General features: G+C 73.1%; 11 protein-coding genes. 7 read left to right on the plus strand and 4 right to left on the minus strand.

The features are described from left to right. Positions 1-4 precede the first annotated feature (4 nt). Both ACGF2Y_RS19065 and ACGF2Y_RS19070 read left to right on the plus strand, forming a co-directional pair. The gene (locus tag ACGF2Y_RS19065) at positions 5-10,915 is read left to right on the plus strand and encodes an amino acid adenylation domain-containing protein (RefSeq protein WP_392948599.1); all 10,911 of its coding nucleotides are present in this window, start codon (positions 5-7) and stop codon (positions 10,913-10,915) included. Positions 10,916-10,920: 5 nt separating this feature from the next. Then, on the plus strand, positions 10,921-12,621 hold the full coding sequence (locus ACGF2Y_RS19070) for an ABC transporter ATP-binding protein (protein ID WP_392948601.1): 1,701 nt from the start codon (positions 10,921-10,923) through the stop codon (positions 12,619-12,621). 74 nt (positions 12,622-12,695) lie between these two features. Here ACGF2Y_RS19070 and ACGF2Y_RS19075 read toward each other — a convergent pair whose 3' ends face one another. Next, on the minus strand, positions 12,696-13,805 hold the full coding sequence (locus ACGF2Y_RS19075) for an alpha/beta hydrolase-fold protein (RefSeq protein WP_392948604.1): 1,110 nt from the start codon (positions 13,803-13,805) through the stop codon (positions 12,696-12,698). Positions 13,806-14,052: 247 nt separating this feature from the next. Here ACGF2Y_RS19075 and ACGF2Y_RS19080 point away from each other — a divergent pair, with 247 nt between their 5' ends. Continuing rightward, on the plus strand, positions 14,053-14,271 hold the full coding sequence (locus ACGF2Y_RS19080) for an MbtH family protein (protein WP_392948606.1): 219 nt from the start codon (positions 14,053-14,055) through the stop codon (positions 14,269-14,271). 38 nt (positions 14,272-14,309) lie between these two features. Here ACGF2Y_RS19080 and ACGF2Y_RS19085 read toward each other — a convergent pair whose 3' ends face one another. Beyond that, positions 14,310-14,732, minus strand: a complete 423-nt coding sequence (locus tag ACGF2Y_RS19085) for a MarR family winged helix-turn-helix transcriptional regulator (RefSeq protein ID WP_392948609.1) — start codon at positions 14,730-14,732, stop codon at positions 14,310-14,312. Between the two features lie 239 nt (positions 14,733-14,971). Here ACGF2Y_RS19085 and eno point away from each other — a divergent pair, with 239 nt between their 5' ends. Further along, on the plus strand, positions 14,972-16,273 hold the full coding sequence (gene eno, locus ACGF2Y_RS19090; RefSeq protein WP_392948611.1) for a phosphopyruvate hydratase: 1,302 nt from the start codon (positions 14,972-14,974) through the stop codon (positions 16,271-16,273). Positions 16,274-16,406: 133 nt separating this feature from the next. Here the strand turns inward: eno and ACGF2Y_RS19095 are convergent, their stop codons facing one another. Continuing rightward, positions 16,407-17,384: a DUF3048 domain-containing protein gene (locus tag ACGF2Y_RS19095; protein ID WP_392948613.1), complete on the minus strand. Its 978-nt coding sequence runs from the start codon at positions 17,382-17,384 to the stop codon at positions 16,407-16,409. Positions 17,385-17,653: 269 nt separating this feature from the next. On the opposite strand from ACGF2Y_RS19095, the gene ACGF2Y_RS19100 reads away from it, so the two are divergent. Then, positions 17,654-18,109 (plus strand): hypothetical protein, encoded by a 456-nt coding sequence (locus ACGF2Y_RS19100; RefSeq protein WP_392948616.1) that lies wholly within the window; start codon positions 17,654-17,656, stop codon positions 18,107-18,109. Beyond that, positions 18,106-20,322 carry an NB-ARC domain-containing protein gene (locus ACGF2Y_RS19105; protein WP_392948619.1) on the plus strand — a complete coding sequence of 739 codons (2,217 nt, stop codon included), beginning with the start codon at positions 18,106-18,108 and terminating at the stop codon, positions 20,320-20,322. Before ACGF2Y_RS19100 ends, ACGF2Y_RS19105 begins: the two co-directional genes overlap by 4 nt. Here the strand turns inward: ACGF2Y_RS19105 and ACGF2Y_RS19110 are convergent. Continuing rightward, positions 20,250-22,073 carry a hypothetical protein gene (locus ACGF2Y_RS19110; RefSeq protein WP_392948622.1) on the minus strand — a complete coding sequence of 608 codons (1,824 nt, stop codon included), beginning with the start codon at positions 22,071-22,073 and terminating at the stop codon, positions 20,250-20,252. The genes ACGF2Y_RS19105 and ACGF2Y_RS19110 overlap by 73 nt on opposite strands. A 398-nt stretch (positions 22,074-22,471) precedes the next feature. Here ACGF2Y_RS19110 and ACGF2Y_RS19115 point away from each other — a divergent pair, with 398 nt between their 5' ends. Continuing rightward, on the plus strand, positions 22,472-23,542 hold the full coding sequence (locus ACGF2Y_RS19115; RefSeq protein ID WP_392948624.1) for a chitinase: 1,071 nt from the start codon (positions 22,472-22,474) through the stop codon (positions 23,540-23,542). Positions 23,543-23,695: the final 153 nt, after the last annotated feature.

Genomic DNA, 23,695 nt, shown 5'->3' on the forward strand with positions numbered 1-23,695 from the left:
GTCGATGACGGAACCGAGCGCTACGCGCGTACTGCTTTCCCCCACCCGGCTGGCCGCCGTACGCCGACGGATCGGCGACTACAGCGACCGGACCGTCGTCGAGGCGTGCGCCGCCGGCCTCGCCTACTGGGCGACCGGCACCGGCCCGGACGGCATGGACCTCACCCCCGCCACGCCCTTCCCCGACCTCCTCGGATGGGTCCACAACGGCACGGGCGGGGCCGGAGGATGGGAGACCGACGCGGAAAGCCTCCACATCACCGTGCCGCCCGGCGTCGACCATGCCGACGCGCAGCGGGCGCTGGACGACCTGGCCGACTTCCCGGACCGGCCCGTCGGCACCATAGGCCCGTCCGGCCCCCGGGCGAGGGCGAAGGAGCTGGCCCGGTGGAACGACACCCGGGCCGACCGGGACCGCCCGGCCATCATGGAGATGTTCCGCGAGCAGGCGCGCCTGCGGCCGGACGCCGTCGCGATCGTCGACGAGCACCGCTCACTCACGTACCGCGAAACGGACCGGCTCTCCGCCCAGTTGGCCCACCACCTCACCGAACGCGGGCTGCGTCCCGAACAGATCGTCGGCATCTCGCTCGGCCGCTCCGCCGAGATGGTCATCGGCCTCCTCGCCGTGCTCCGGGCCGGGGGCGCGTTCGTCCCCCTCGACCCGCTGTGGCCCGCCGCCCGCCGGGCCGTCGTCGTCGAGGACGCCGGGGCCGTGCTGCAGCTCAACGCCACCGGCAAGGCCGACGCCGGGGAACCGGACGCCGTCGCCGTCGACCTCGGCGACTGGAAGTACGCGGCCCACCCGGTGGACGCGCCCGACGCGACCGTCCCCGGCGCCTCCCTGGCCTACGTGATCTTCACGTCCGGCTCGACCGGACGGCCCAAGGGAGCCATGATCCGGCACGAGGCGATCAGCGAGCGCCTGCTGTGGCAGTCCGGCGAGATCCTCCACTTCGGCCACGACGACGCCTCGCTCTTCAAGGCCCCGCTCTCCTTCGACATCTCCATCAACGAGATCTTCCTGCCGCTCGTCACCGGCGGCCGGCTCGTGATCCTGCGGCCCGGCGGCGAACGCGACCCGCACCACCTGCTCGGCGTCATCGCCGAGCAGCGCGTCACCTTCACCTACCTGGTGTCGTCCATGCTGGACGTACTCCTGGAGATCGCCGGCGACTCCGGCCGCCTCGACAGCCTGCGGCACGTCTGGTGCGGCGGCGAGGTCCTCACCCCGGAGCTGTACGAACGGTTCCGCGCCCGCCTGGACATCCCGCTGTACCACGGCTACGGCCCCGCCGAGACGACCATCGGCGTCTCCCACGTCATCTACCGCGGCGCCGCCGAACGCCTGTCGACCTCGATCGGCAGGGCCAACCCCAACACCCAGCTCTACGTCCTCGACGACGAACTGCGCCCCGTCCCGGTCGGCGTCGGCGGCGAACTGTACGCCGGAGGACTCCTCCTGGGACGCGGATACGTGGGCGCTCCCGGCCTCACCGCCTCCCGCTTCGTGGCCAACCCCTTCGCCTCGGACGGATCCAGGCTGTACCGCACCGGCGACCTCGCGCGGTACGCCCCGGACGGATCGCTGGACTTCCTCGGCCGCGCCGACAACCAGATCAAGATCCGCGGCATGCGGCTGGAGATCGAGGACGTCGAGGCCGGGCTCGCCGAGCACCCCGGCGTACGGCACACCTGCGTCGTCGCGAAGACGAACACCGCCGGCGGCACCTACCTGGTCGGCTACGTCATCCCGTCCGGCGGCGACCGGGACCTGAGCGCGGACGAGGTCAAGGCGTGGGCCGCGGCCCACATGGTCGAGTACATGGTGCCCGCCCACCTCGTCGTGCTGACGGAGTTCCCGCTCACCGCGAACGGCAAGGTCGACCGCAACGCGCTCCCGGAACCCTCCGTGGACGCCGGAGCCGTCGTGGCGCCCGCCACCGAGAACGAGCGCCTGGTGTGCGAGGCCGTCGCGGCGGTCCTGCGGCTGGACGACGTCGGCGTGGACCAGGACTTCTTCCAGCTCGGCGGGGACAGCATCCTGGCGATCTCCCTGCTCAGCGCCCTGCGCGAGGTCGGCCTCCATGTGAGCGCACGCCAGATCTTCACCAACACCGTCGTGGGCGCCCTGGCGGCCGTGGCGAGCCGGGAGTCCGTCGCCGCCGTGGACCACGGCGACGTCGCCGTCGGCTCCGTCGTCGGGTCGCCCATCGTGCAGTGGCTCGGCGAGACCACGGACGCGATCGACGGCTTCGTGCAGTCGGTCGTCCTCACCACCCCGGCGGAGCTGACCTCCGACGCCCTCGACGACATCCTCGCCGCCGTGCTCGACCGGCACGACATGCTCCGCGCCAGGCTGGTACGCGGCGAGCGCTGGGGCTTCGACATCCCCCCGGCCCGGCCGACCGCCCCCTGCTGGGAGGAGAGCGACGCCCCGCCGGCCGAGTGCGTCGCCCTCGCCACCGACGCGCTCGACCCGGACGACGGCGTCATGCTACGGGCCGTCTGGCGCCGCGCGGCACGGCAACTGGTCCTGGTCGCCCACCACATGGTGATCGACGGCGTTTCCTGGCGCATCCTGACGGACGACCTGGCCACGGCCTGGCGTCAGCACTCCTCGGGCGCACCCGTCGACCTGCCCCCGGTGGGCACGTCGTTCAGGCGCTGGACCCAACTGCTGGGCCGTACGCCGTTCGACACGGACCGTACGCACTACGCGACGCCGCTGCCCGCCGCCGACGCGCCGATCGGCCGGCGCGCCCTCACCGAGGCCGACACCGTGGCACGGGAGCGGACCCGGACCATCTCCGTCGGACCCGTAACCACGGCCGCACTGCTCGGTGAGATCCCCGCGAAGTTCCACGCGGGCGTCAACGGCGTCCTGTTGACCGCCCTCGCCGTCGCCCTCGCCCGGTGGCGCCGCGACCGGGGACAGGACCAGACGTTCGCCCACATCGAACTGGAGGGACACGGCCGCGAGGGACGCTTCGTCGCGGGCGCGGCCGGATTCGAACCCGAACTCTCCCGTACGGTCGGCTGGTTCACCACCCTCTTCCCGGTGACCGTGGACCCCGGGTCGGCGGCCGACCCCACCGCGCCCGGCTCGCTCGCCGCCGCCCTCAAGGCGGTCAAGGAGGACCTCGCCCGCGTACCGGGCAACGGTCTCTCCTACGGCGCCCTGCGCTACCTGAGCGGCGACGGGCCGGCCGGGCCCGCTCCGCAGGTGCTCTTCAACTACCTGGGCCGCTTCGACGCGGGCGGCGAGGGAGACTGGCAGCTCGCGGGAACGACAGGGCAGTTGGGTGAGAAGCGTGACCCCCGGATGCGGCTGCCGCGCGCCCTGGAGTTCAACGCCATCGCCGAACCCGACGCGAGCGGCGCGTACGAACTGGTCACCACCATCTCCTGGCCCGAGGGCGTGTTCACCGAGGAGGACATCACCACCCTCGGCGATCACTTCAGCTCGGCCCTCACCGCACTCGCCGCGCTCGAAGAGGGCGGCCACACGCCCAGCGACTTCCCGCTCGTGCCGCTGACCCAGGCCGACGTCGACGCCCTGGACGGACCGGCGCTGCACGACATCCTGCCGCTCACCCCCTTGCAGGAGGGCCTCTACTTCCACTCGGTCTTCGACGACGACGCCACGGGCAGCTATGTCGAGCAGCAGCTCCTGACCCTGGACGGCGAGGTGGACGCCGACCGGCTGGCGGCCGCGGCCACCCGGCTGCTCACGCTCTACCCCAACCTCGCCGCCCGGTTCACGGCCCTCGCGGACGGACGAGTCGTCTCCGTCGTCGAGAGCGGCAAGAACGCGCCCTTCACCACGCTGGAGCGCCCCGGCCTCACCGACCAGGAGATCCGCGACCTCGCCGAGCGGGACCGCCGGGCCGGGTTCGACCTCGCCACCGGGCCCCTGATGCGCTACACGCTCATCCGCGCCGGCTCGGGCCGCTCCGTCCTGGTGCAGACCGTGCACCACATCATCGCGGACGGCTGGTCGGTGCCGCCGATGCTCCGCACGCTGCTGACCGAATACCACACGCCGGGATCCGTGTACCCGCTCGGCGGCTACCGCGACTACGTGGACTGGCTCGCCGGAAGGGACCAGGACGAGAGCGACCGGGTGTGGCGCGAGGAACTCGCCGGGCTGCCCGGCCCCTCGCTGGTCGCCGAGGGCCACACCCCCTCCGAGCGGTTCGCGGACATCGCGGTCGGGCCCGCCGACGACATCGACGTGGCCGCACGCTCGGCCGGCGTGTCCTTGAGCGTGGCCGTGCACAGCGCGTGGGCGGCCACCCTGGGCGGCCTCCTGCACAGCAGGGACGTCGTCTTCGGGTCCACCGTCTCCGGACGCGACGCGGAGGTTCCCGGCATCCGCGACATGGTGGGCCTCTTCATCAACACCATCCCGGTACGCGCCCGTTGGTCCCCGGAAGGGGCCGCCGGCGGGCTGCTCGACGCTGTGAAGCGGCACCAGGGCACGGTGCTGGCGCACCAGCACGTCTCATTGGCACGCATCGGCCGGCAGCACGGCACGGGCACCCTCTTCGACACTCTGGTGGTGTTCGACGTCGCCACCGACGTGGACGCCCTGCGCCGGCCGGACGACACCCTCGTCATCACCGACATCGTCAACGAGGGTGCCCCGCACTACCCGTTGACGCTCGTGGTCGAGCGCACCAAGGACGGCCGCCCGCGCTTCAACCTGATCTACGACGGTGAACTCCTGCGCCCCGCGAGCGCCGAGGCGATCCTGCACACCTTCACCAGGACCCTCACCGAGCTCCTCGGCCGCCCTCATGCCCCGGTCGACGAGCTGGTCCCCGCGACCGGCAGCGCCCCGGCACAGGTGGCCCCGTCGACCCTCGGCGAGCTGTTCGACGCCGCCGCACACCGCGACCCGGCGGCCACCGCCGTCACCCAGTGCGCGCTGGACGGCGGCGCCCGCTCCCTCACGTACGGCGAACTGGCCGCCGAGAAGCGCGCGCTGGCGGCCGTGCTGCGCGCCGCCGGGGTCGGGCCCGGACAGCGGGTCGCCGTCGCCGTCCCCCGCTCTCTGGAACAGGTCGTCGCCCTGGTCGCCGTCGTCACCGCCGGGGGCGCGTACGTACCGCTGGACCTGGCGTATCCGGACGAACGGCTGGAGTACATCCTCGCCGACGCCGCCCCGCAGGTCGTCCTCGTGGAACGGGAGCAACGGGACCGCTTCACCCGGCTGCTGGACCGGGCGGGCGTGCCGGCCCGCGTCCTCGTCCAGGGCGACCCGCACCCGCAGGCCACCGACCTCCCCGACGTCCGCCCGGGGGACCCCGCGTACGTCATCCACACCTCCGGCTCGACCGGCCGGCCCAAGGGCGTCGTCGTCCCGCACTCCGCCGTGACGACGCTCCTCGCCAACACCCGGCCGGACATGGAGTTCGGCCCCGACGACGTATGGGTCCAGTTCCACTCCTTCTCCTTCGACTTCGCCGTCTGGGAGCTGTGGGGCGCGCTCGCGCACGGCGGCGAACTGCTCGTGCCGGAATACGGGCTGACCCGCTCGCCGGTCGACTTCCACCGGCTGGTCCGGGAACGCGGCGTGACCGTCCTCAACCAGACCCCGTCCGCCTTCTACCAGTTCATCGAGGCCGACCTGCGCACCGGCGAACCGGTCGGAGCACTGCGCCGCGTCATCTTCGGCGGCGAGGCCCTCGACCTCGGACGGCTGCGCGGCTGGGTCGAGCGGCACGGCAGCACCGCGCCCGAGCTGGTCAACATGTACGGCATCACCGAGACCACCGTCCACGTGACCCACCGGGTGCTGAGGGAGGAGGACTTCGCCCGCGTCGGCGACGCCGGCCCCATCGGCCGCCCGATCCCCGGCCTGACCACCTATCTGCTCGACGACCGGCTGCGGCCGGTGCCGCCCGGCCGGGTGGGCGCCATCTACGTCGCGGGCGACCAGGTGTCCCTCGGCTACCTCGGCCGCCCCGGGCTCACCGCCGGACGGTTCGTGGCGAACCCGTTCGCGGCCGACGGCTCCCGGATGTACCACACGGGCGACCTCGCCCGCCGCACGCTCGACGGCGAGCTGGTGTTCGAGGGCCGCGCGGACGACCAGGTGCAGCTCAAGGGATTCCGCATCGAGCTGGGCGAAGTCGAGGGCGCGATAAGGGAGGTGAACGGTGTCGTCGATGTGGCCGTCACCGTGGCGGACAGCGGCGACCACCTCGTCGCCCACGTCGTCGGCGAGCCGCCCGCCAACCTCACCGCCCTGCTCTCCGCCAAGCTCCCCGTGCACATGGTGCCCGGCCGGGTGCTGCCGGTCGACGCGCTGCCGCTGACGGTCAACGGCAAACTGGACCGCAGGGCGCTGACCGAGCGGGCCGCGCAGCGGGACACTCCGGCGGCCACGGGCAGGTCCGACGCCCTTGCCGCTCTCATCGGCATCTTCACGGAGGCCCTGCCCGGCGCGACAGTCGATGCCGACACCGACTTCTTCGGCGCCGGGGGCGACAGCATCGTCGCGATCACCGTGATCAACCGGGCCCGCGCGCTCGGCCTGCCGATCGCGCCCCGGGACGTGTTCCTGTTCAAGACGCCGCGCGCGCTGGCCGGCCACCTCTCGACGCGCACCCCGCAACCCGCGCCGACGACGCCATCCCGCCGCGAGGACGGCCCCCTGCCCCTCACGCCGATCATCCTGCGCCAACGCGAACTGGGCGGCTCACTGGCCCGGTTCGCCCAGGCCAGGGCGCTGACCGTCGCCGAGGGCACCGGCCTCGCCGACGTCCGGCGCGCGGCGAACGCCGTGGTGGCCGCGCATCCCGCGTTGCGCCTGCGGCTGCACGTCGAGCACGGCGTGTGGGCCCTGCGCACCGAACCCGCCCGCGAGGCCGCCGTCGTAGCGACGAGCACGGCCGACGCGACGGCCGCCGCCAACGAGGCCGCCGGACGGCTCGACCCCGGGGCCGGGGACGTCATCGCGTTCTCCTGGCTCGCGGCGAGCCGCACCCTCGTCGTCACCGCCCACCACCTCGCCGTGGACGCGGTGTCCTGGCTGATCGTCCTCGACGACCTGGCCGCCGCCCTGAGCGGGGCCGCCCTGCCACCGCCGACCACCTCCTACGCCGCGTACGCCGAAGCGCTGGCCGTCCGGTCGGCGGAGTCGGCCGGGGACCTCGGCCACTGGATCACCACCCTGAAGGCCCCGCCCCTGCTGCCCACGGTCCAGGGCCTTCGCGAGCGGACGGCCGTGCTGCCGCCCGGGGCGAGCGACCGGGTGACGCGCAGTGCGCCCGGAGCACTCGGCCTCGGCCTCACCGAGCTGCTGTGCGGCGCCCTGCGCACCGCGCTGACGCAGGTCCAGCCCGCGCCCACCGACCTCGCCGTCGAACTGGAGCGGCACGGCCGGATCCCGGCCCGGGACCACCACGACTACTCCCGTACCGTCGGCTGGTTCACCTCCATCGCCCCCGTACGCCTCACCGCCCACACCGACCCCGTCGCCGCGGCGCGCGAGATCGCCGAACGGCAGCCGGACGAGGACGGGCACGTCGCCTACGGCCGGCTCAGGTACCTCAACGCGCAGACCGCCCCGATGCTGACCGCCCGGCCGCAGGTCCTGTTCAACTACCTCGGCCGGGGCGGCGAATCGGAGGCCCTGCGGATCACCGGCGGCGACCGGGACGGCAGCCCGTACGCCGTCGAGGTCAACGCCTGGACCGACGAGGCCACCGGCTCCCTCCACGCGGCCTTCACCCTCGCCGAGGGCATACCCGACGCGATCACCGAACACTGGCTGGCCGCCCTGGAACAGATCGGGGACGTGTCCGCGAGGGCCGAGCGCACGGCACCGGTCACCCCGCTCCAGCGCGGCCTGTACTTCCAGGCCCAGATGGCAGGCACGGGCACGGCAGGCACGGGCACGGCCGGGCACTACGTCGCGCAGAGCTGGTTCACCTTCGACCGGCGCCTGGACACCGAAGCGCTGGCCGAGGCCATGGCGTACGTCATCGCCCGCCACCCCGTCGTCGGCGCGGGCTTCACCACCGACGACGACGGAAACCCGGTCCAGGTCCTCAAGGCGGGCCGGCGGGTCCCCGTCCACACCGTCGCACTGACCACGGAGGCCGAGGCCGAGGCCCTGCGCACCCGGGACCGCGAGCGCGGCTTCGACCCGGGGGAGCCGCCGCTCGTCCGGATGACCGTGGTACGGCGGCCCGACGGCCGCGACGGACTGCTGCTCAGCTACCACCTGCTGCTCTGGGACGGCTGGTCCCGCGAGATCCTGCTGCGCGACCTGTTCGACGCGTACGAGGCCGTCGTCGCGGGCGAGCCGTGGGACGCCACTCCTGCCGTGCCGGGCTTCGAGGAGTACGCCACGACCCTCGCCGCCAAGGATCCGGCCGTGTCGGAGCGCTTCTGGGCGGAACACCTGGCGGGCCTGCCGGGACCCACGCTGCTCGCCGGACCGGCCCCGGACCTCATCGAGGAGCTGCCGCAGCCGCTCGTGCGCACCCTGTCCGCCGGCCTCTCCGAGCTGCTGCGCGAAACGGCCCGGGACCGGGGCGTCACACTGAACTCGGTACTGACCGGCGCCTTCGGCCTCCTCCTCGGAGCCCGCACGGGCCGCAGCGACGCCGTGTTCGGCGTCACCGTCTCGGGCCGCGAGGGCGAAGGGCACGGCGACATCGTCGGCGTCCTGCTCAACACCGTGCCGATGTGGACGCGGGCCCGGCCGGAGGAGCCGGTCGAGGCATACCTGTCGGCCGTACAGGCGGCACGGGTGGCGGCGATGGAGCACGAGCACCTGGGGCTCGGCGAGATCCAGCGGGCCAGCGGGCACGACACCCTGTTCGACAACCTGTTCGTGCTCCAGAACTTCCTGGACCTGGACGCGTTCGCCGAGATGAACGCCCGCCACGGCATCGCCTCCGTGCAGGCCGACGACTCCACCCACTACCCGTACACCTGGGTCGTCACGCCCGGCGACCGGCTCACGGTCAAGCTGGAGCACCGCCACGGCGACCCCGACAGCGCCCGCGCTCTCCTCGACGACTACCTGCGCGTCCTGGAGGACGTGGCGAGGGCGACCGGCCCGATGGGCGCGCTGCGCGGCCTGGGACCGTACCCCGGACCCGCCGGGCGCACCGAGGTCGGCACGGACACCGTCGTCGACCGCTTCGATCTCGCGGCCGACCGCGATCCCGAGCGGGTCGCCCTCGTCGCCGACGGCGCGACCATGACCTTCGCCGAACTCCGGGACCGCAGCCGGGCTGTGGCGGGCGTCCTCGCCGGACGGGGCATCGGACCCGAGACGACCGTGGGCCTGGCGATCCCGCGCTCCCCCGACTGGATCGCCGCGCTGCTCGCGGTGCTGCGCGTCGGCGCCGCCTACGTGCCGCTGGAGCTGGACCACCCCGACGAGCGGATCAGGGCGATCGTCGAGGACGCCCGGCCCGAGGTGATCCTCACCGTGAGTACGGTGGCACCCCGGCTGAGCGGCGAACTCATCGAACTGGACCGCCCGTTGCCGGACGCGGACCCGTACACGACGTTCGCGCCAAAGGACCCGGGCCGGCTGCGCCACCCCGCGTACACGATCTACACCTCCGGATCGACCGGGAAGCCCAAGGGCGTGGTGACCGAATACGCCGGGCTCACCAACATGCTGATCAACCATCAGCGCCGCATCTTCGAGCCGGTCCTCGCCGAGCACGACCACCGGGTCTTCCGGATCGCGCACACAGTGTCCTTCGCGTTCGACATGTCGTGGGAGGAGCTGCTGTGGCTCGCCGACGGCCACGAAGTCCACATCTGTGACGAGGAGTTGCGCCGCGACGCACCCCGGCTGGCCGAGTACTGCGCCGAGCACCGCATCGACGTCGTCAACGTGACGCCCACCTACGCCCAGCAGTTGGTGGCCGAAGGACTGCTGAAGGACCCCGAACGACGGCCCGCACTGGTGCTGCTGGGCGGCGAGGCCGTCACCCCGGCGCTGTGGCAGCGGCTCGCCGAGACCGAGGGCACCGTCGGCTACAACCTGTACGGGCCCACCGAGTACACCATCAACACCCTCGGCGTCGGCACCTTCGAGTGCCAGGACCCGGTCGTCGGCGTGGCGATCGACAACACCGAGGTGTACGTCCTGGACCCGTGGCTGCGCCCGCTGCCCGACGGGGTCCCCGGCGAGCTGTACGTGGCGGGCGTCGGCATCGCCCGCGGCTACCTGGGCCAGAGCGCCCAGACCGCGCACCGCTTCGTCGCCTGCCCCTTCGGCGTACCGGGGGAGCGCATGTACCGCACCGGAGACCTGGTGATCCGCCGGCCCGACGGGAACATCGCCTATCTGGGCCGCACCGACCAGCAGGTCAAGATCCGCGGCCACCGGGTCGAACCCGGCGAGGTCGAGGCCGCCTTCGCCGCCCACCCGGCGGTCCGCTTCGTCGCCGCGGTCGCCCAGCCCGACCCGGGAGTCGACGGCGCGTACCGGCTGGCCGCCTATCTCGTCCTGGCGGCCTCCGCCGACCTCGCGCAGGTCGCGGGCGAGGTGGGCGCCGGGCTGCCGGACTTCCTGCGCCCGACGCACTTCGCCCAGGTCGAGGGCATCCCGCTGACCGTGAACGGGAAGGCCGACACCAAGGCGCTGCCCGAGGCCAGGCCGCTCGGCGCGCTGACCACGGCGGGCGAGCGCGGCCCGGAGACCGAGACCGAGACCGTGGTCTGTGAGTTCTTCGCCGAGGCACTCGACCTCGACGACGACGAGGTCAGCGCGGTCAGCGACTTCGTGTCCCTCGGCGGGCACTCCATGCTGGCGGTGCGGCTGATCGGGCTGCTCCGCCGCGAGTACGGTCCTGTGATCACCATCCGCGATCTGTTCACCCTGCGAACCCCGGAAGCGATGGCCCGCCACCTTGATGAGAACTCCTGACCCTGATGAAGACTCCTGACACCGAGCGGCCCCGCCCGGGGGCCGCCATCCTGCGGACGGCACTGCGCCGCAACATCGGCGCCATGGTCGCGGGCACCGTCCTCATGGGCCTCTACCAGGCGGCGGAGACCGCGTTCCCCATCGCGCTCGGACTGATCGTCGAGCACACGATGCAGGACCGCAGCCTCGGCTCGCTCGGCGTCTCGATCGGCTCGCTGGCCGTGATCATCACGACGGTGTCCCTGTCGTGGCGGTTCGGCATGCGCGTGCTGCAGAAGGCCAACACCACCGAGGCACACCGCTGGCGGGTCCAGGTGGCGGCCTGCGGGCTCCAGCCGGTGGCCAGGGACGTGGACCTCAAGTCCGGCGAGATCCTGACCATCGCCACCGAGGACGCCGACCAGACCGCCGACATCGTCGAGGTGGTGCCGCTGCTGATCAGCTCACTGGTCGCGGTGACCGTCGCGGCGGTCGCGCTGAGCCTCGCCGACCTCCGGCTCGGTCTGCTGGTGATCGTGGGGACCGTCGCGATCCTGTCGGTCCTCGCCGTGATGTCCAGGCGCATCGGGGCCAGTACGCAGGAACAGCAGGCCCGGGTGGCCAGGGCGGGCGCCAAGGTCGCCGACCTGATCATCGGGCTGCGCCCGCTGCACGGCTTCGGCGGCAACCACGCCGCCTTCGGGGCCTACCGCAAGGTCAGCACGGACGCGAAGCGCCAGGCGATCACCGTCGCCCGGGTGAACGGCACGTACGCGGGCACCGCGCTGGCCCTCAACGCGGTCCTCGCCGCGGCGGTCTCCCTGACGGCCGGCCGGCTGGCATTCGAGGGCCGGATCACCATCGGCGAACTCGTCATGGCCGTGGGCCTCGCGCAGTTCATCATGGAACCGCTCAAGATGTTCTCCGAGATGCCCAAGTACGTGATGATGGCCCGCGCTTCGGCGGAGCGGATGGCTCTGGTGCTGACCGCGCCACCCGTGACGACACCGGGGCCCGAGCGCCCGGAGCCCGGCGGGAACCTGGAGGTCGACGGCGTGCACCACGGGACGCTCCAGGGGGTCAAGTTCTCGGTCGCGGCCGGTGAGTTCGTGGCGATCGCCGCCTACCAGCCGCGCGCGGCGGCCGAACTCGCCGCCGTCCTCGCGGTGAACGTCGCCCCCCACACGTACGGGGGGGTGGTGCGGGTCGGCGGCCGGGAGATCGGCGACCTGTCGATCGAGGCGGTCCGCGAACACCTGCTGGTGAACCCGTACGACGGGGAGATCTTCGCCGGCACCCTCCGGACGAACATCGACCCGTCGGGCACCGGCCGGTCGATCGCGGAGGCCGTGGAGGCGTCCATGCTCACCGACGTCGTCGCCCTCCACCGCGAGGGGCTCGACCACGCGGTCCGCGACCGGGGCGCGAACCTCTCCGGCGGCCAGCGCCAACGGCTCTCCCTGGCCCGTGCGCTGGCCGCCGACACCGAGGTGCTGGTGCTGCACGATCCGACGACGGCCGTCGACGCGGTCACCGAACAGCTCATCGCGCGCAACGTCGCGAAGCTGCGGCGCGGCCGCACCACGCTCGTGATGACCAGCAGTCCGGCGCTGCTGGACGCGGCGGACCGGGTGCTCGTCCTGGACGGGGGCGTCATCACCGCCGAGGACACCCACCGCAACCTGCTCGCCGGCGACGAGGCCTACTGCCTGGCCGTGGCCAGGTGAACCGCCGGGCGGCTCCCGGAGCAGGTCCGTGTACGTCCCGGGAGGAGCCGGTACGGACCCTGCCCGGGGTCGCCTCAGCCGAGCGCCCAGGCGACGTCCCTGAGCAGGGCGTGCCGCCAGCCCGCCCGGTCGTGCCCCGCCGCCGAACGCGACACCCGCACCGTGGCGCCGGCCTGTTCGGTCAGCGTCTCGGCCAGCTCGCAGTGGGGCAGCATCGGGCGCTCGTGCTCCCCCACGTCGAACGCGCACCGCAACCGCGACAGGTCGGCGCCCCGGCGCAGCCGCTCGGCGATCGCGCCGCCGACCGGCCCGCCCAGCGGATCCGGCAGCGCCTCCGCGCCGGGCGCCCACCAGAAGGACCCCGACTGGCAGGCGATACGGGAGACCAGCTCCGGGAACTCCAGCGCCGCGTACAGCGCGCTGAGCCCGCCCAGGCTCTGCCCGGCGACCACCAGCCGGTCCGGATCGGCCGGCACCCCGCACTCGGCCACCAGCGGCAGCAGTTCGTCACGGACCGCCTCCCACAGCCCGGGGCGGCAGCCGAACTCGGCCTCCCGGTCCTTGGCCGGGAGGAAGACGAGGGTGACCGGCGGCAGGTCACCCGCGGCGAAAGCGGCGTCGAAGGCGGTCATGGCCGGGTGCAGATACAGCCAGTCGTCCCCGTCGAGCAGCAGCACCACCGGACCGCCGCCGCCCACCGGGTGGACCCGCACGGTACGCCGCCCCCCGAGCCGGTCGCTGCTCCAGCGGATCCGGGCGCGGGGGAGGGGCAGCACGTCGTCCGGGCCGAGGGCGGGCCAGTGCGGCTGCGCCGGGGCGTCCGGCGTCGCGGCGATGGAACGGTCACCGCCCGCGCCGACCGGGTTGAACGGATCGGCATGGGCCGCGTCCCCGACGAGGAGGCGGTAGGTCACCCGCAGCCGGGCGGGCATGGACACATCGGCGAACCAGCAGTCCGTACCCTCCCAGCGGCGCAACGGGACGGGCGGCGACCAGCTCTCGAAGTCGAGCACGGCCTCGGCGCCGCGCCACAGGAAGAGGGTCCGCCAGCCGTCGTCGGCGGGAATCGGGGCGGGCGTCCGTGCCGCCGCCCAGAACGCGTCGGTGCCGGGGCGGCCAGGCAGCCCGAAGGCGGCGAAGGGGCTCTCGTCGTCGGCGATCCGGCCGCGGTGGGGGGCGGTCATGCGCGGTGGGCCGGGCGGCCGTTCGCGGTCCGGGAGGACGTGTCCGGAGGAGCTGTCGTCCCGCCCGCGCTGCATGCCCGTTCGGTCACCGGACGCATGAACGTCTCCTTGTGAGAGGGGAAGGGGAGCGGCTAAGCTCGCCCTGCATTAGGGGAGCCTAACCTAATGGTTCTGAACGGCAGTTGGCGATCCCCGCGAGGACCGCCGCCCCTCGGCAGGCCGACCCCACCCATGGAGGCGCGAACCCATGAGCACGAACCCTTTCGACGACCCCGAAGGACGCTTCCTGGTCCTGGTGAACGACGAAGGGCAGCACTCGCTCTGGCCCTCCTTCTCCGAGGTTCCCGGCGGATGGACGGTCGCGTTCGACGAGAACACCCGGGAAGCGTGCCTGGAGTACGTCGAGGCGCACTGGACCGACCTGCGCCCCAAGTCGCTGGCGTCGCCGGCGGAGTCGGCCGGCTGACCGCACCCGTACGCCCCCGTGACCGCGGAACGCGGATTTCAGTACGCGGCGAGCCGTTCCATCAGGTCGGCACTGCGCGCGAGCAACCTCTGCTCCTCTGCGCTGAGTTCGAGGTCGATGGCTCGGGCGAGCCAGTCGGCCCGGCGGTCGCGCTCCGCCTCGAGCGCGGCCCGCCCCACCTCGGAGAGGTCGACGAGGGACTTACGGCCGTCGGTCGGGTGGGCCCGGCGGACGACGAGGCCCTGGTCCATGAGGAGCCCGACCGCGCGGGCCATCGACTGGGGGCGCACGCGCTGGTCCGCCGCCAGGTCGCTGGTGGTCATGGCCCCATCCCGGTCGAGGACGCCCAGCACGGCGACCTGGCCGTGCGGGATCCGGTCCTCCTGCTTCACGCGGCGCGCGAGTTTGCCCATGGCGATGCGCAGATCGGCGGCGACGTTGGCGGGCTCCGGGGTGGGCATAGGGCACTTTAACCCGGGATCGTGAGTGATTCCGCCAGGTGGCCTGCGCAGCGAAACTGAACAGCGGGACTGGGCAGCGGGGCTGGGCAGCGGACCTGAACAGCTGAGTTAAGCAGCCAAGCTGAACAGTCAGCCTGAACAGCAAATCTGAACAGGTCTGCTGTAGAGTTGCGGGTGTCGCGGCTCGCGCCGGCGTTGTCGCAAGAGCGCCGCGGCATGTGACTTCGGAAGGACCTCGCATGGCCAGCAAGGCAGTTGAGCCCACCGTCATCCAGTCCGTCACCGCCCGCCGGATCCTCGACAGCCGGGGCAACCCCACCGTCGAGGCCGACGTCCGCCTCGCCGACGGCTCCCTCGGCCGCGCGGCGGTCCCGTCCGGCGCCTCCACCGGTGCCCGGGAGGCCGTGGAGCTGCGCGACGGGGACGCCGGGCAGTGGCACGGCAAGGGAGTCGACCGTGCGGTCGCCCACGTCAACGGGGAGATCGCGGCCGCGGTCGTCGGCCGCGACGCGGACGACCAGGCGGGCCTGGACGCCGCACTCGTCGCGCTCGACGGCACGCCGGGCAAGTCCCGGCTCGGTGCGAACGCGATCCTCGGCGTATCCCTCGCCGCCGCGAAGGCCGCCGCGGCGGCCCACCGCCAGCCGCTCTACCGCTACCTCGGCGGGGCCGACGCACGCCTTCTCCCGCTGCCGATGATGAACATCATCAACGGCGGAGCGCACGCCGACAATCCGCTGGACTTCCAGGAGTTCATGATCGCGCCGGTGGGTGCGGAGACCTTCGCGGAAGCCGTCCGCATGGGCTCCGAGATCTTCCACACCCTGCGACGCGACCTGCTCGCCGCCGGACATGCCACCGGCGTCGGCGACGAGGGCGGCTTCGCGCCCGCGCTGCGCACCGCGGAGGAGGCGCTCGACTTCGTCATGAGCGCCGTCGAGCGCACCGGGTACCGCCCCGGCACGGACATCGGCCTGATCATGGACCCCGCGTCGTCGGAGTTCTTCCGCGACGGCGCATACGTGTACGCGGGCGAGGGCGTACGCCGCACGCCCTCCGAACAGACGGACTACCTGGCCAAGTTGATCGACGCGTATCCGATCGTCTCCATCGAGGACCCGATGGCCGAGGACGACATGGACGGCTGGCGCGAGCTCACCGCCCGTGTCGGCCACCGCTGCCAGCTCACCGGCGACGACGTGTTCTGCACCGACGAGAAGCAGGTGCGTGAGGGCATCCGCACCGGCGTCGGCAATTCGGTCCTGGTGAAGGTCAACCAGATCGGCACCCTGACCGAAGCCCTCGCCACCGTCGCCACCGCGCGCCGTGCCGGCTGGAGTGCCGTGATGTCCCACCGCTCCGGTGAGACCGAGGACACCACCATCGCGGACCTGGCGGTGGCGACGGGCTGCGGCCAGATCAAGACCGGCTCGCTGTCCCGCTCCGACCGCACGGCGAAGTACAACCAACTCATCAGGATCGAGGAAGAGTTGGGTGATTCGGCGCGGTACGCGGGCGGGGCCCTGCTGTCCCACTCCTGACCGCCCTGGGCGCCGGACAGACCGGACCCTCCGCCGCGACCCGGCTCGCGGCACGCACCAGGGAGCGTGGTGACCCGCGGGTGACGCCGGCCAGTCCCTACCCGGCGTGACCCCGGGCGACGCCGGCCAACCCTTACCCGGCGGACTCGGTCTCCACGGCCCCGCGCGGCGCGTACAGGATCCAGAGCGGTCCGTCGGCGAGATCGACGCGCCGTCCGTCAGGGGTGCTGAACACCGTGTCCGCGTCGGCCGAGGCCCGCGCCCACCTGGCCTCGTACGCCCGGCCGTCCCGCAGGACCACCGCGCTTCCCGCCCCCACGGTCTCGGTGAACGGGCTGATGCTCCCGGACCGGTCGCGGAGGTCCGACGGCCGTACGGTCACGTCCTGGACGAGGACCGTACCGGCCCCGAGCCGCCCGCCCTCGGCCGTGCGGGCGGGGGAGCCGTCCAGGGAGACGAGCCACCGCTCGTGTTCGGCGGACCAGGTGAACGTCACCGACGCGGACGGATAGCGAACCGTACGGCTGTCCTCCGGCTCCCCGCCGGGCGGCGGCGCGCCGGCCTTGAGCCCCAGCTCCTCGACGGCGTTCACCCCGGATGCCGTGAACGGGATCCGCTCCGGCCGCAGGTAGAGATTGTGCGGCGCCGCCCGGTCCGGCGCCCGGAAGTACGCCCGCGGCGCCTTCGAGGGCGGTACGGCGTCGAGCGGCGCGCGGTCGATGACCGGCAGCAGCCTGCTCTGGGCCCCGGAGAAGGCCAGCGTCGGCCGGTCGAACTGCCGCAGCAGCTCCAGATCGGTCTCCCGCGCGCTGCGCACCGGGCCGATGACCGGCGGCAGATCGGAGGAGTAGACGGCGAGGATCCGGCTCAGACCGGCCTCCACCTGCTCGACGTAGACGATGTCGGCCTGTTCGAGACCGGTGTGGGGGCGTGCGGGCGCCACATTGTCGATCTTCACGGCGAGTACGTCGGCGGCCCCGCCCGCACCGGAGGGAGAGCTGTCGCGGGGCGAGGGCGACGAACCGTCCCCGCCCGCGCATCCCGGGGCCACGGCCAGCACGAGCGCGGTGAACAGCGCTGCGAGCGTTGTCTTCACTCCGGTCGCGGACATGGCGAACGCCCTTCCCGGGAGCGCCGGCCGGCGGTACCGGCGGAACACCTTCGTGTCGCGGCCCCCGCCCATCATCCACCATCACGTCCTCCGGTGCGCCCGCAGTCACGCGGGAGGCCGTGCCGGGCGCGGACGGCCCCCGACATCGCCGGAACTGCTCCGCGCCGCACCCCCGATTCCGCTTCCGAAGGGGCTGTCCGCTCTCTACGGTTGCACCAGCGACGGGTTGTGCGCCCGTACGACGCGACAGGTGAGGCAGAGGGGGTTCGGTGGAAGCCGAGTTGACGGCACTGGCGGCATCGGGTGCGACGACCTTCGTGGGGCTGATGGCGACGGAGGCCTGGACGCAGGTGCGCGGGCGGGTGGCCCGGATCCTGGCGCGCGGTGAGGACACCGAGGCGGTCGACGCCGAGCTGGAGGAGTCCCGCGCCGAGCTGACGGCCGCCCGCGCCGACGCCGACGAGGAGACGGCCGCGGACATCGAGGCGGAGTGGCGTACCAGGCTCCGCCGGGCCCTGCGCGCCGACCCGGAGGCGGCCGACGAGCTGAGGGGCCTGCTCGACGAACTGGCGCCTCAGCGGCCGGCCGGTCCCGCGGTGTCCGTCACCAACACCATCGGCGGAGGCACCCAGCACGGCCCGGTGATCCAGGGGCAGACGTTCACCGGCCTGACGTTCAACAGCCGGGCGACGGACACCCCGCAGCAGCGGCCGGGCACGGCGTGACGGCCGAGGGCGCGGGCGGACCCGATCGCACGGCCGCACGGAACGATCTGTCGGGCATCGTCAACGGCCCGGTCGTGCAGGCCGGCACGATCCACGGCGGCATCACGTTCCGGGTCGAGCCGGCGCCGCCGGTCGGAACGCACGTCACACCCGACGAGATCCCGCCACTGACCGTGCGGCTGATCAACCGCGCCGAAGGCCTCGCCACCCTCGACGGCTGGCTGGCCCCCGGGGCGCGCGACGGCGACGGGGACGGGAACGGGGAGCACGAGGACGACGAGGACAACCGCGCGAGCGTCGGCTTCGCCGCGCTGCACGGACCGCCCGGCGTGGGCAAGACCGCGCTGGTCTCCCGCTGGTCCGAGCGGGGCCGGAGACGGTTCCCGGACGGACAGATCTATGTGGACTTCGCGACCCTGCGGGGAGAATCGGCGGGCGGGGACGTCTCGGAGGCGGCCCGGTGCTGCCTGCGATCCCTGGGCATCGACGACGCCTACATCCCGGCCACCTTCGCGGAACGGATCCAGCGCCTGCGGAGCCGGTCCGCGGGCAGACGTCTGCTGGTCTTCCTGGACAACGTCTCCCAACCCGGCCAGGCCGCCGCGCTGATCCCGAAGGGGAAGGGCAGCTTCCTGGTGGTGGCCGGCGGCAGCGGGCTCGGAGAACTCGCCGCCGACGGGGCGAAGCTGATGGCGGTGGAGCCCCTCGACCGGGACAGCGCCCTGGAAGTGCTCGCCGACCGGTGCGGCGCGGAGCGGGTCGCCGCCGACCCGGCCTCGGCACAACGCCTGGTGGAGCTCTGCGACGGACTGCCGGTGGCGCTGCACGTGGTCGCCGCCCGGCTCGCGGCCAAGGTCTCGCTCACCCTGGCGGCGCTCGCGGCGGAGCTGGCCGACGAACCGCGCCGACTGGCAGGAATGTCCCTGGGAAAGGAGCGGTCCGTGGCCGCCGCGTTCGACCTCGCCTACCGTGAACTCGCCCCGGAGCCGGCCCGGCTCTACCGCCTGATGGGCTGGTACCCGGGAGCCACCTTCGACGCCGGCGTCGCCGCGGTGGCGGCGGACCTGGACCCGGAACGTACCGCGGACGCGCTGGAAGCCCTGACCCGCGCCAGCCTCCTGGAGGAGACGCCGGACGGGCGTTTCCGCTTCCACGGCCTCGTACGGCTGCACGCGGGCGAACGCGCGACGGACGAGGAGGCACCGGACGGGCGGACCGCGCTCGTCCGGCGGGTGACGCTGCACTACCTGGCCCTCACCGCACTCGCCGACCGGGCCGTCCGGCTGGACCGGTTGCGCATCGCCGACCTCGGCCCGTGGCTCTCCGGCGTCCGCGACCCCTTCGCCGCGCCGGGCGCGCCCCGGCCCGTGGACTGGCTGGAGGCCGAGCACCGCAACATCCTCGGCGTGCTGCGGGCCGCCGCGCGCGAGGAGACGCTGCACACCGAGGTCTGGCAGCTCGCGGAGGCGTTCACGGTCCTGTTCCTCCACCACCGGCACCTCGGCGACTGGCGGGAGTCGCTCGAACTCGGCGCGGCGGCCGCCGCGGAGGCCATGGCCCCGGCCGCCGAGGCACGACTGCGCAGCCTGTTGTCGCGCCCGCTGATGGACCTGGGCGAGTACGGGGCCGCCCGGCGCGAGCTGGACACCGCCCAGGCCTGCGCCGAGGTGGCGGACCATCCGGTCGTCCGAGCCTCCGTGCAGGAGTTCTCCGGACGGTACTGGGACCGCACCGACCCCGCGCGGGCCATGGAGGCCTACCGCAACGCCCTCGACCTCAACACGGCCGCGAACGAGGGCCGCGGCGCCGCCATAGCGGCCTACTTCCTCGGCCGCGCCCAGGACGCGGCCGGGCACCCCCGCGAGGCCCTGCACACCCTGCGCGGCGCCCACGACGAGCTCATCGCGTGCGAGGACCCCCGGATGGCGGCCCGTGCGCAGGCAGCCATCGGCATCGCCCACGACCACCTGGAAGAGACCGACGAGGCGGTACGGGCGCTGGGCGAAGCGGCCGTGATCCTCCGCGAGGAGAAGGCCACCCACTACGAGGCGCAGGCACTCGTCGCACTCGCCGACATCCAGGAGCGCTCGCAGGGCGACCCCCGCGAGGTGCGCGCCCGTCTGGAACGTGCCCTGGAGATCTACGAGGCCGGCGGCAGCCCGCGCGCGCAGGAGCTGCGGGACCGGCTGGTGGGAGGAGAGCCGGCGGGGTGACGGGGGAGTGGCGCGCTCAGCCGGACGGGCCGCCGCGCCGGGGTGAACGCAGCCGGAGCGCCACGTCCTCGGCACGCCCGCCGACCCGCACGGTCACCATGGTGTCGTCCAACGGAGCGGCGGCCCGCAGCAGCGCGTAGACGGCCGCCGCGGGCAGAGCGGGATCCCGCGCCGGCCCGGTCATGGCGGCCTCCACGGTCCGCCCGTCCCGCAGCCCCACCAGAGCGCCGCCGCCGGCCAGCGAGGCCGCCGCCAGCCGCCAGCCGGCAGCCCGGAAGGCGGTCCAGGGTCTCCCCGATCCACCGGACGCCCGCCGCCGCGGAACGGACGGGGGCACCGCACAGCAGCACCGAGGCGCTCTCCAGCAACCGCCGGTCCGGCTCCCGCTCGTCACAGGCGAGATGGCGAAAGCGCCCGGCCGTCTCGTCCTCGCCCGGGTCGTCCGCCTCCCGCCACACCGCCGCGGGCTGTCTGCGTACGGTGACGGCGTCCGGCCCGTCCTTCGGCAGCCCGGTCGTGGTGACCGTCCAGGCGGTGGCCTTCGCGCCCGTCTCGACGGGCTCGGCCAGGAACCACTCCGGCGGGGCGGCGGACACCGGCTGGGAAAGGCCGAGGAGGTCGTAGAGCGCGGTACGCAGCCGGGGCAGCGCCAGGCCCGGCTGGTGGAAGGCGCCCTCGGCGACGGTGGCGAAGCGCTCCGGCCGCTGCTCGGCGAGGGCGGAGACGATCTGTCCGTGCACGTCGTCGTGGGCATCGAGGCGGGGCGCGGCCCGGCCGAGTGCGGCCATCGCGGTGCCGGGCACGGACTCGCTCCCGAAGGCCCCCAGCAGAACCGGTTTGCCGAGCGCCGCGCCGTACAGGGTCACCGACCCGTGGTCGCCCACGACCACGTCCGCCGCGACCAGCGCCGACCGCCACGCGTGGATGTGGGGAATCAGCATCAGGCCCGCTTCCAGGGCCGGTGCCAGGAGATTGCGGATCTGCCAGGAACCGTGCCCCGACCAGACGTTGGGGTGGACGATCGCCGCCACCCGGAACTCGTCGTAGGGCAGGGCGGCGAGAACACGGGCCGCCAGTCCGGGGTCCTGCCCGAACAGGGAAGTGGGCCCCCAGGTGGAGCTGAGCACCACCAGACGGTGCGTGCCGGGCACGCCGAGCGCCCGGCGGAAGGCGCCCGCCCGGTCCGCGCTGACCAGTAGTTCGTCGTAGCACGGGTCGCCCACGAGCAGCGTGCGCCCGGCCGCCTTCGGATGCGAGGAGAGCAGCTGTTCCTCCTGCCCCGGATGCGAAATGGCCAGCCAGGCCCTGCCGGATTCCAGCAGGCTGTCCGGCACGACCCCCGACAGCCGGTCGCCCGGGGCGCGGGCGTCGGGGACCTGCTTCTGGAAGCCGATGCCGTGAGGCAGTACCAGCACGGGGCAGTGTCCGTCGGGGACGTCGATGTTCTCGCTGGCGGTGAGGATCAGATCGGGGTCCGCGTGGCTCACCTGCTCCCAGGGGATGACCCGGCAGCCCGTGTCGTGCAGCAGATCCAGCACCCCGTCGTGGAAGGCGGAGGTGGGGTCGTGGGCGAAGACGACCGTCACCCGTGCGTCCCCGCGCAGGAGGGCGGGCAGGCATTCGAGGACCCGTACGGTCGAGGTCACCGTACGGGCCGCTACGACCAGGGTCTTCTCACCGTGGAAGGTGCTCCACCGCCCGGCGTCGCTGCCGACGGGGACGCGGAGGGGCTGGCTAGCGTGCATGGCCACCCCGAGAGGCTACGGGCACACCGCCCCAGCGCGGCTCGCGGCTCGCGGCTCGCGGCTCGCGGCTCGCGGCTCGCGGCTCGCGGCTCGCGGCTCGCGGCTATGGTCGACCTATCGCATCTCAAGCGGTGCTGCAACCCTTTCAGGGGGCCTAACAGGGGCGTAGGGCGGTCATATTGTACGGGAACTCCCGGACCCGGTCCGGGGAGCGAAGCGGGCGAGGGCCCTCGAAGAGCCGCTCCACGCCCCGCCGCCACCGCTCCTGACGGGCAGTCCGGTCCAGACCTCTTGACCGAAGGTCTGGACCATTCTACGGTTTGGCAGGGTCACGACACAGGGCGGGTCGGGGCGAACCTTTCGTACCGGCGGCGGTGGACCCGGGCTGGAAGGACGTACGGATCATGGGTCGTACCTCACGACTGCTGGGCCTCGGCCTTGCGGCGGCGCTCGTCGTACCGATGCTGGCCGCGGCCGCTCCGCCGCAGGCGGCGGAGACGAGCAGCGCGGCGGCCGAGGAGACCTGCGCGGTCAAGTCGAAGCCCACCGGCAAGGTGCTCCAGGGGTACTGGGAGAACTGGGACGGCGCGGCCAACGGAGTACACCCGCCGCTCGGCTGGATCCCGATCACCGACTCCCGCATCACACGGCACGGCTACAACGTCATCAACGCCGCCTTCCCCGTCATCCGTTCCGACGGCACCGTCCTCTGGGAGGACGGCATGGACAACACCGTCAAGGTCGCCACCCCCGCCGAGATGTGCGAGGCCAAGGCCTCCGGCAGCACCATCCTCATGTCGATCGGGGGCGCCACGGCCGGGATCGACCTCAGCTCCAGTGCGGTGGCCGACCGGTTCGTCGAGACGATCGTCCCGATCCTGAAGAAGTACAACTTCGACGGCATCGACATCGATATCGAGACCGGCCTCATCAGCACCGGCAACATCAACGAACTCTCCGCCTCCCAGGCCAACCTCATCCGCATCATCGACGGCGTCCTCGCCGCGATGCCGTCGAACTTCGGTCTCACCATGGCCCCCGAGACGGCGTACGTCACCGGCGGCAGCGTCGCCTACGGTTCGATCTGGGGCTCGTACCTGCCCATCATCAAGAAGTACGCCGACAACGGCCGCCTGTGGTGGCTGAACATGCAGTACTACAACGGCAGCATGTACGGCTGCTCCGGCGACTCCTACTCCGCCGGCACCGTCGCCGGATTCATCGCCCAGACCGACTGCCTCGACCGCGGGCTCGTCATCCAGGGCACCACCATCACGGTGCCCTACGACAAGCAGGTCCCGGGCCTGCCCGCCCAGGTCGGAGCGGGCGGCGGCCACATGTCCACCGGACTGGTCGCGCAGGCATGGAACCACTACAGCGGCTCCCTCAAGGGGCTGATGACCTGGTCCCTGAACTGGGACGGCTCCAGGGGCTGGACCTTCGGCGACAACGTGAAGTCCTTCCAGGGCCGTTGAGCCCCCGCCCGTACGGTTGTCGTGGGCCCCCGGCCCCCCCGGCCCGGGGGGCCCCCCCCGGACCCGCCGGGGCCCAACACCAGGAAAAGGGGTACACGGGCGCCACCCGGGGGGCCGGGGGGGCGGAAAAGGGGACGGACCCGGGGGTGGTTT

It is taken from the genome of Streptomyces sp. NPDC048142, from assembly GCF_043202835.1.
GTDB lineage: Bacteria > Actinomycetota > Actinomycetes > Streptomycetales > Streptomycetaceae > Streptomyces.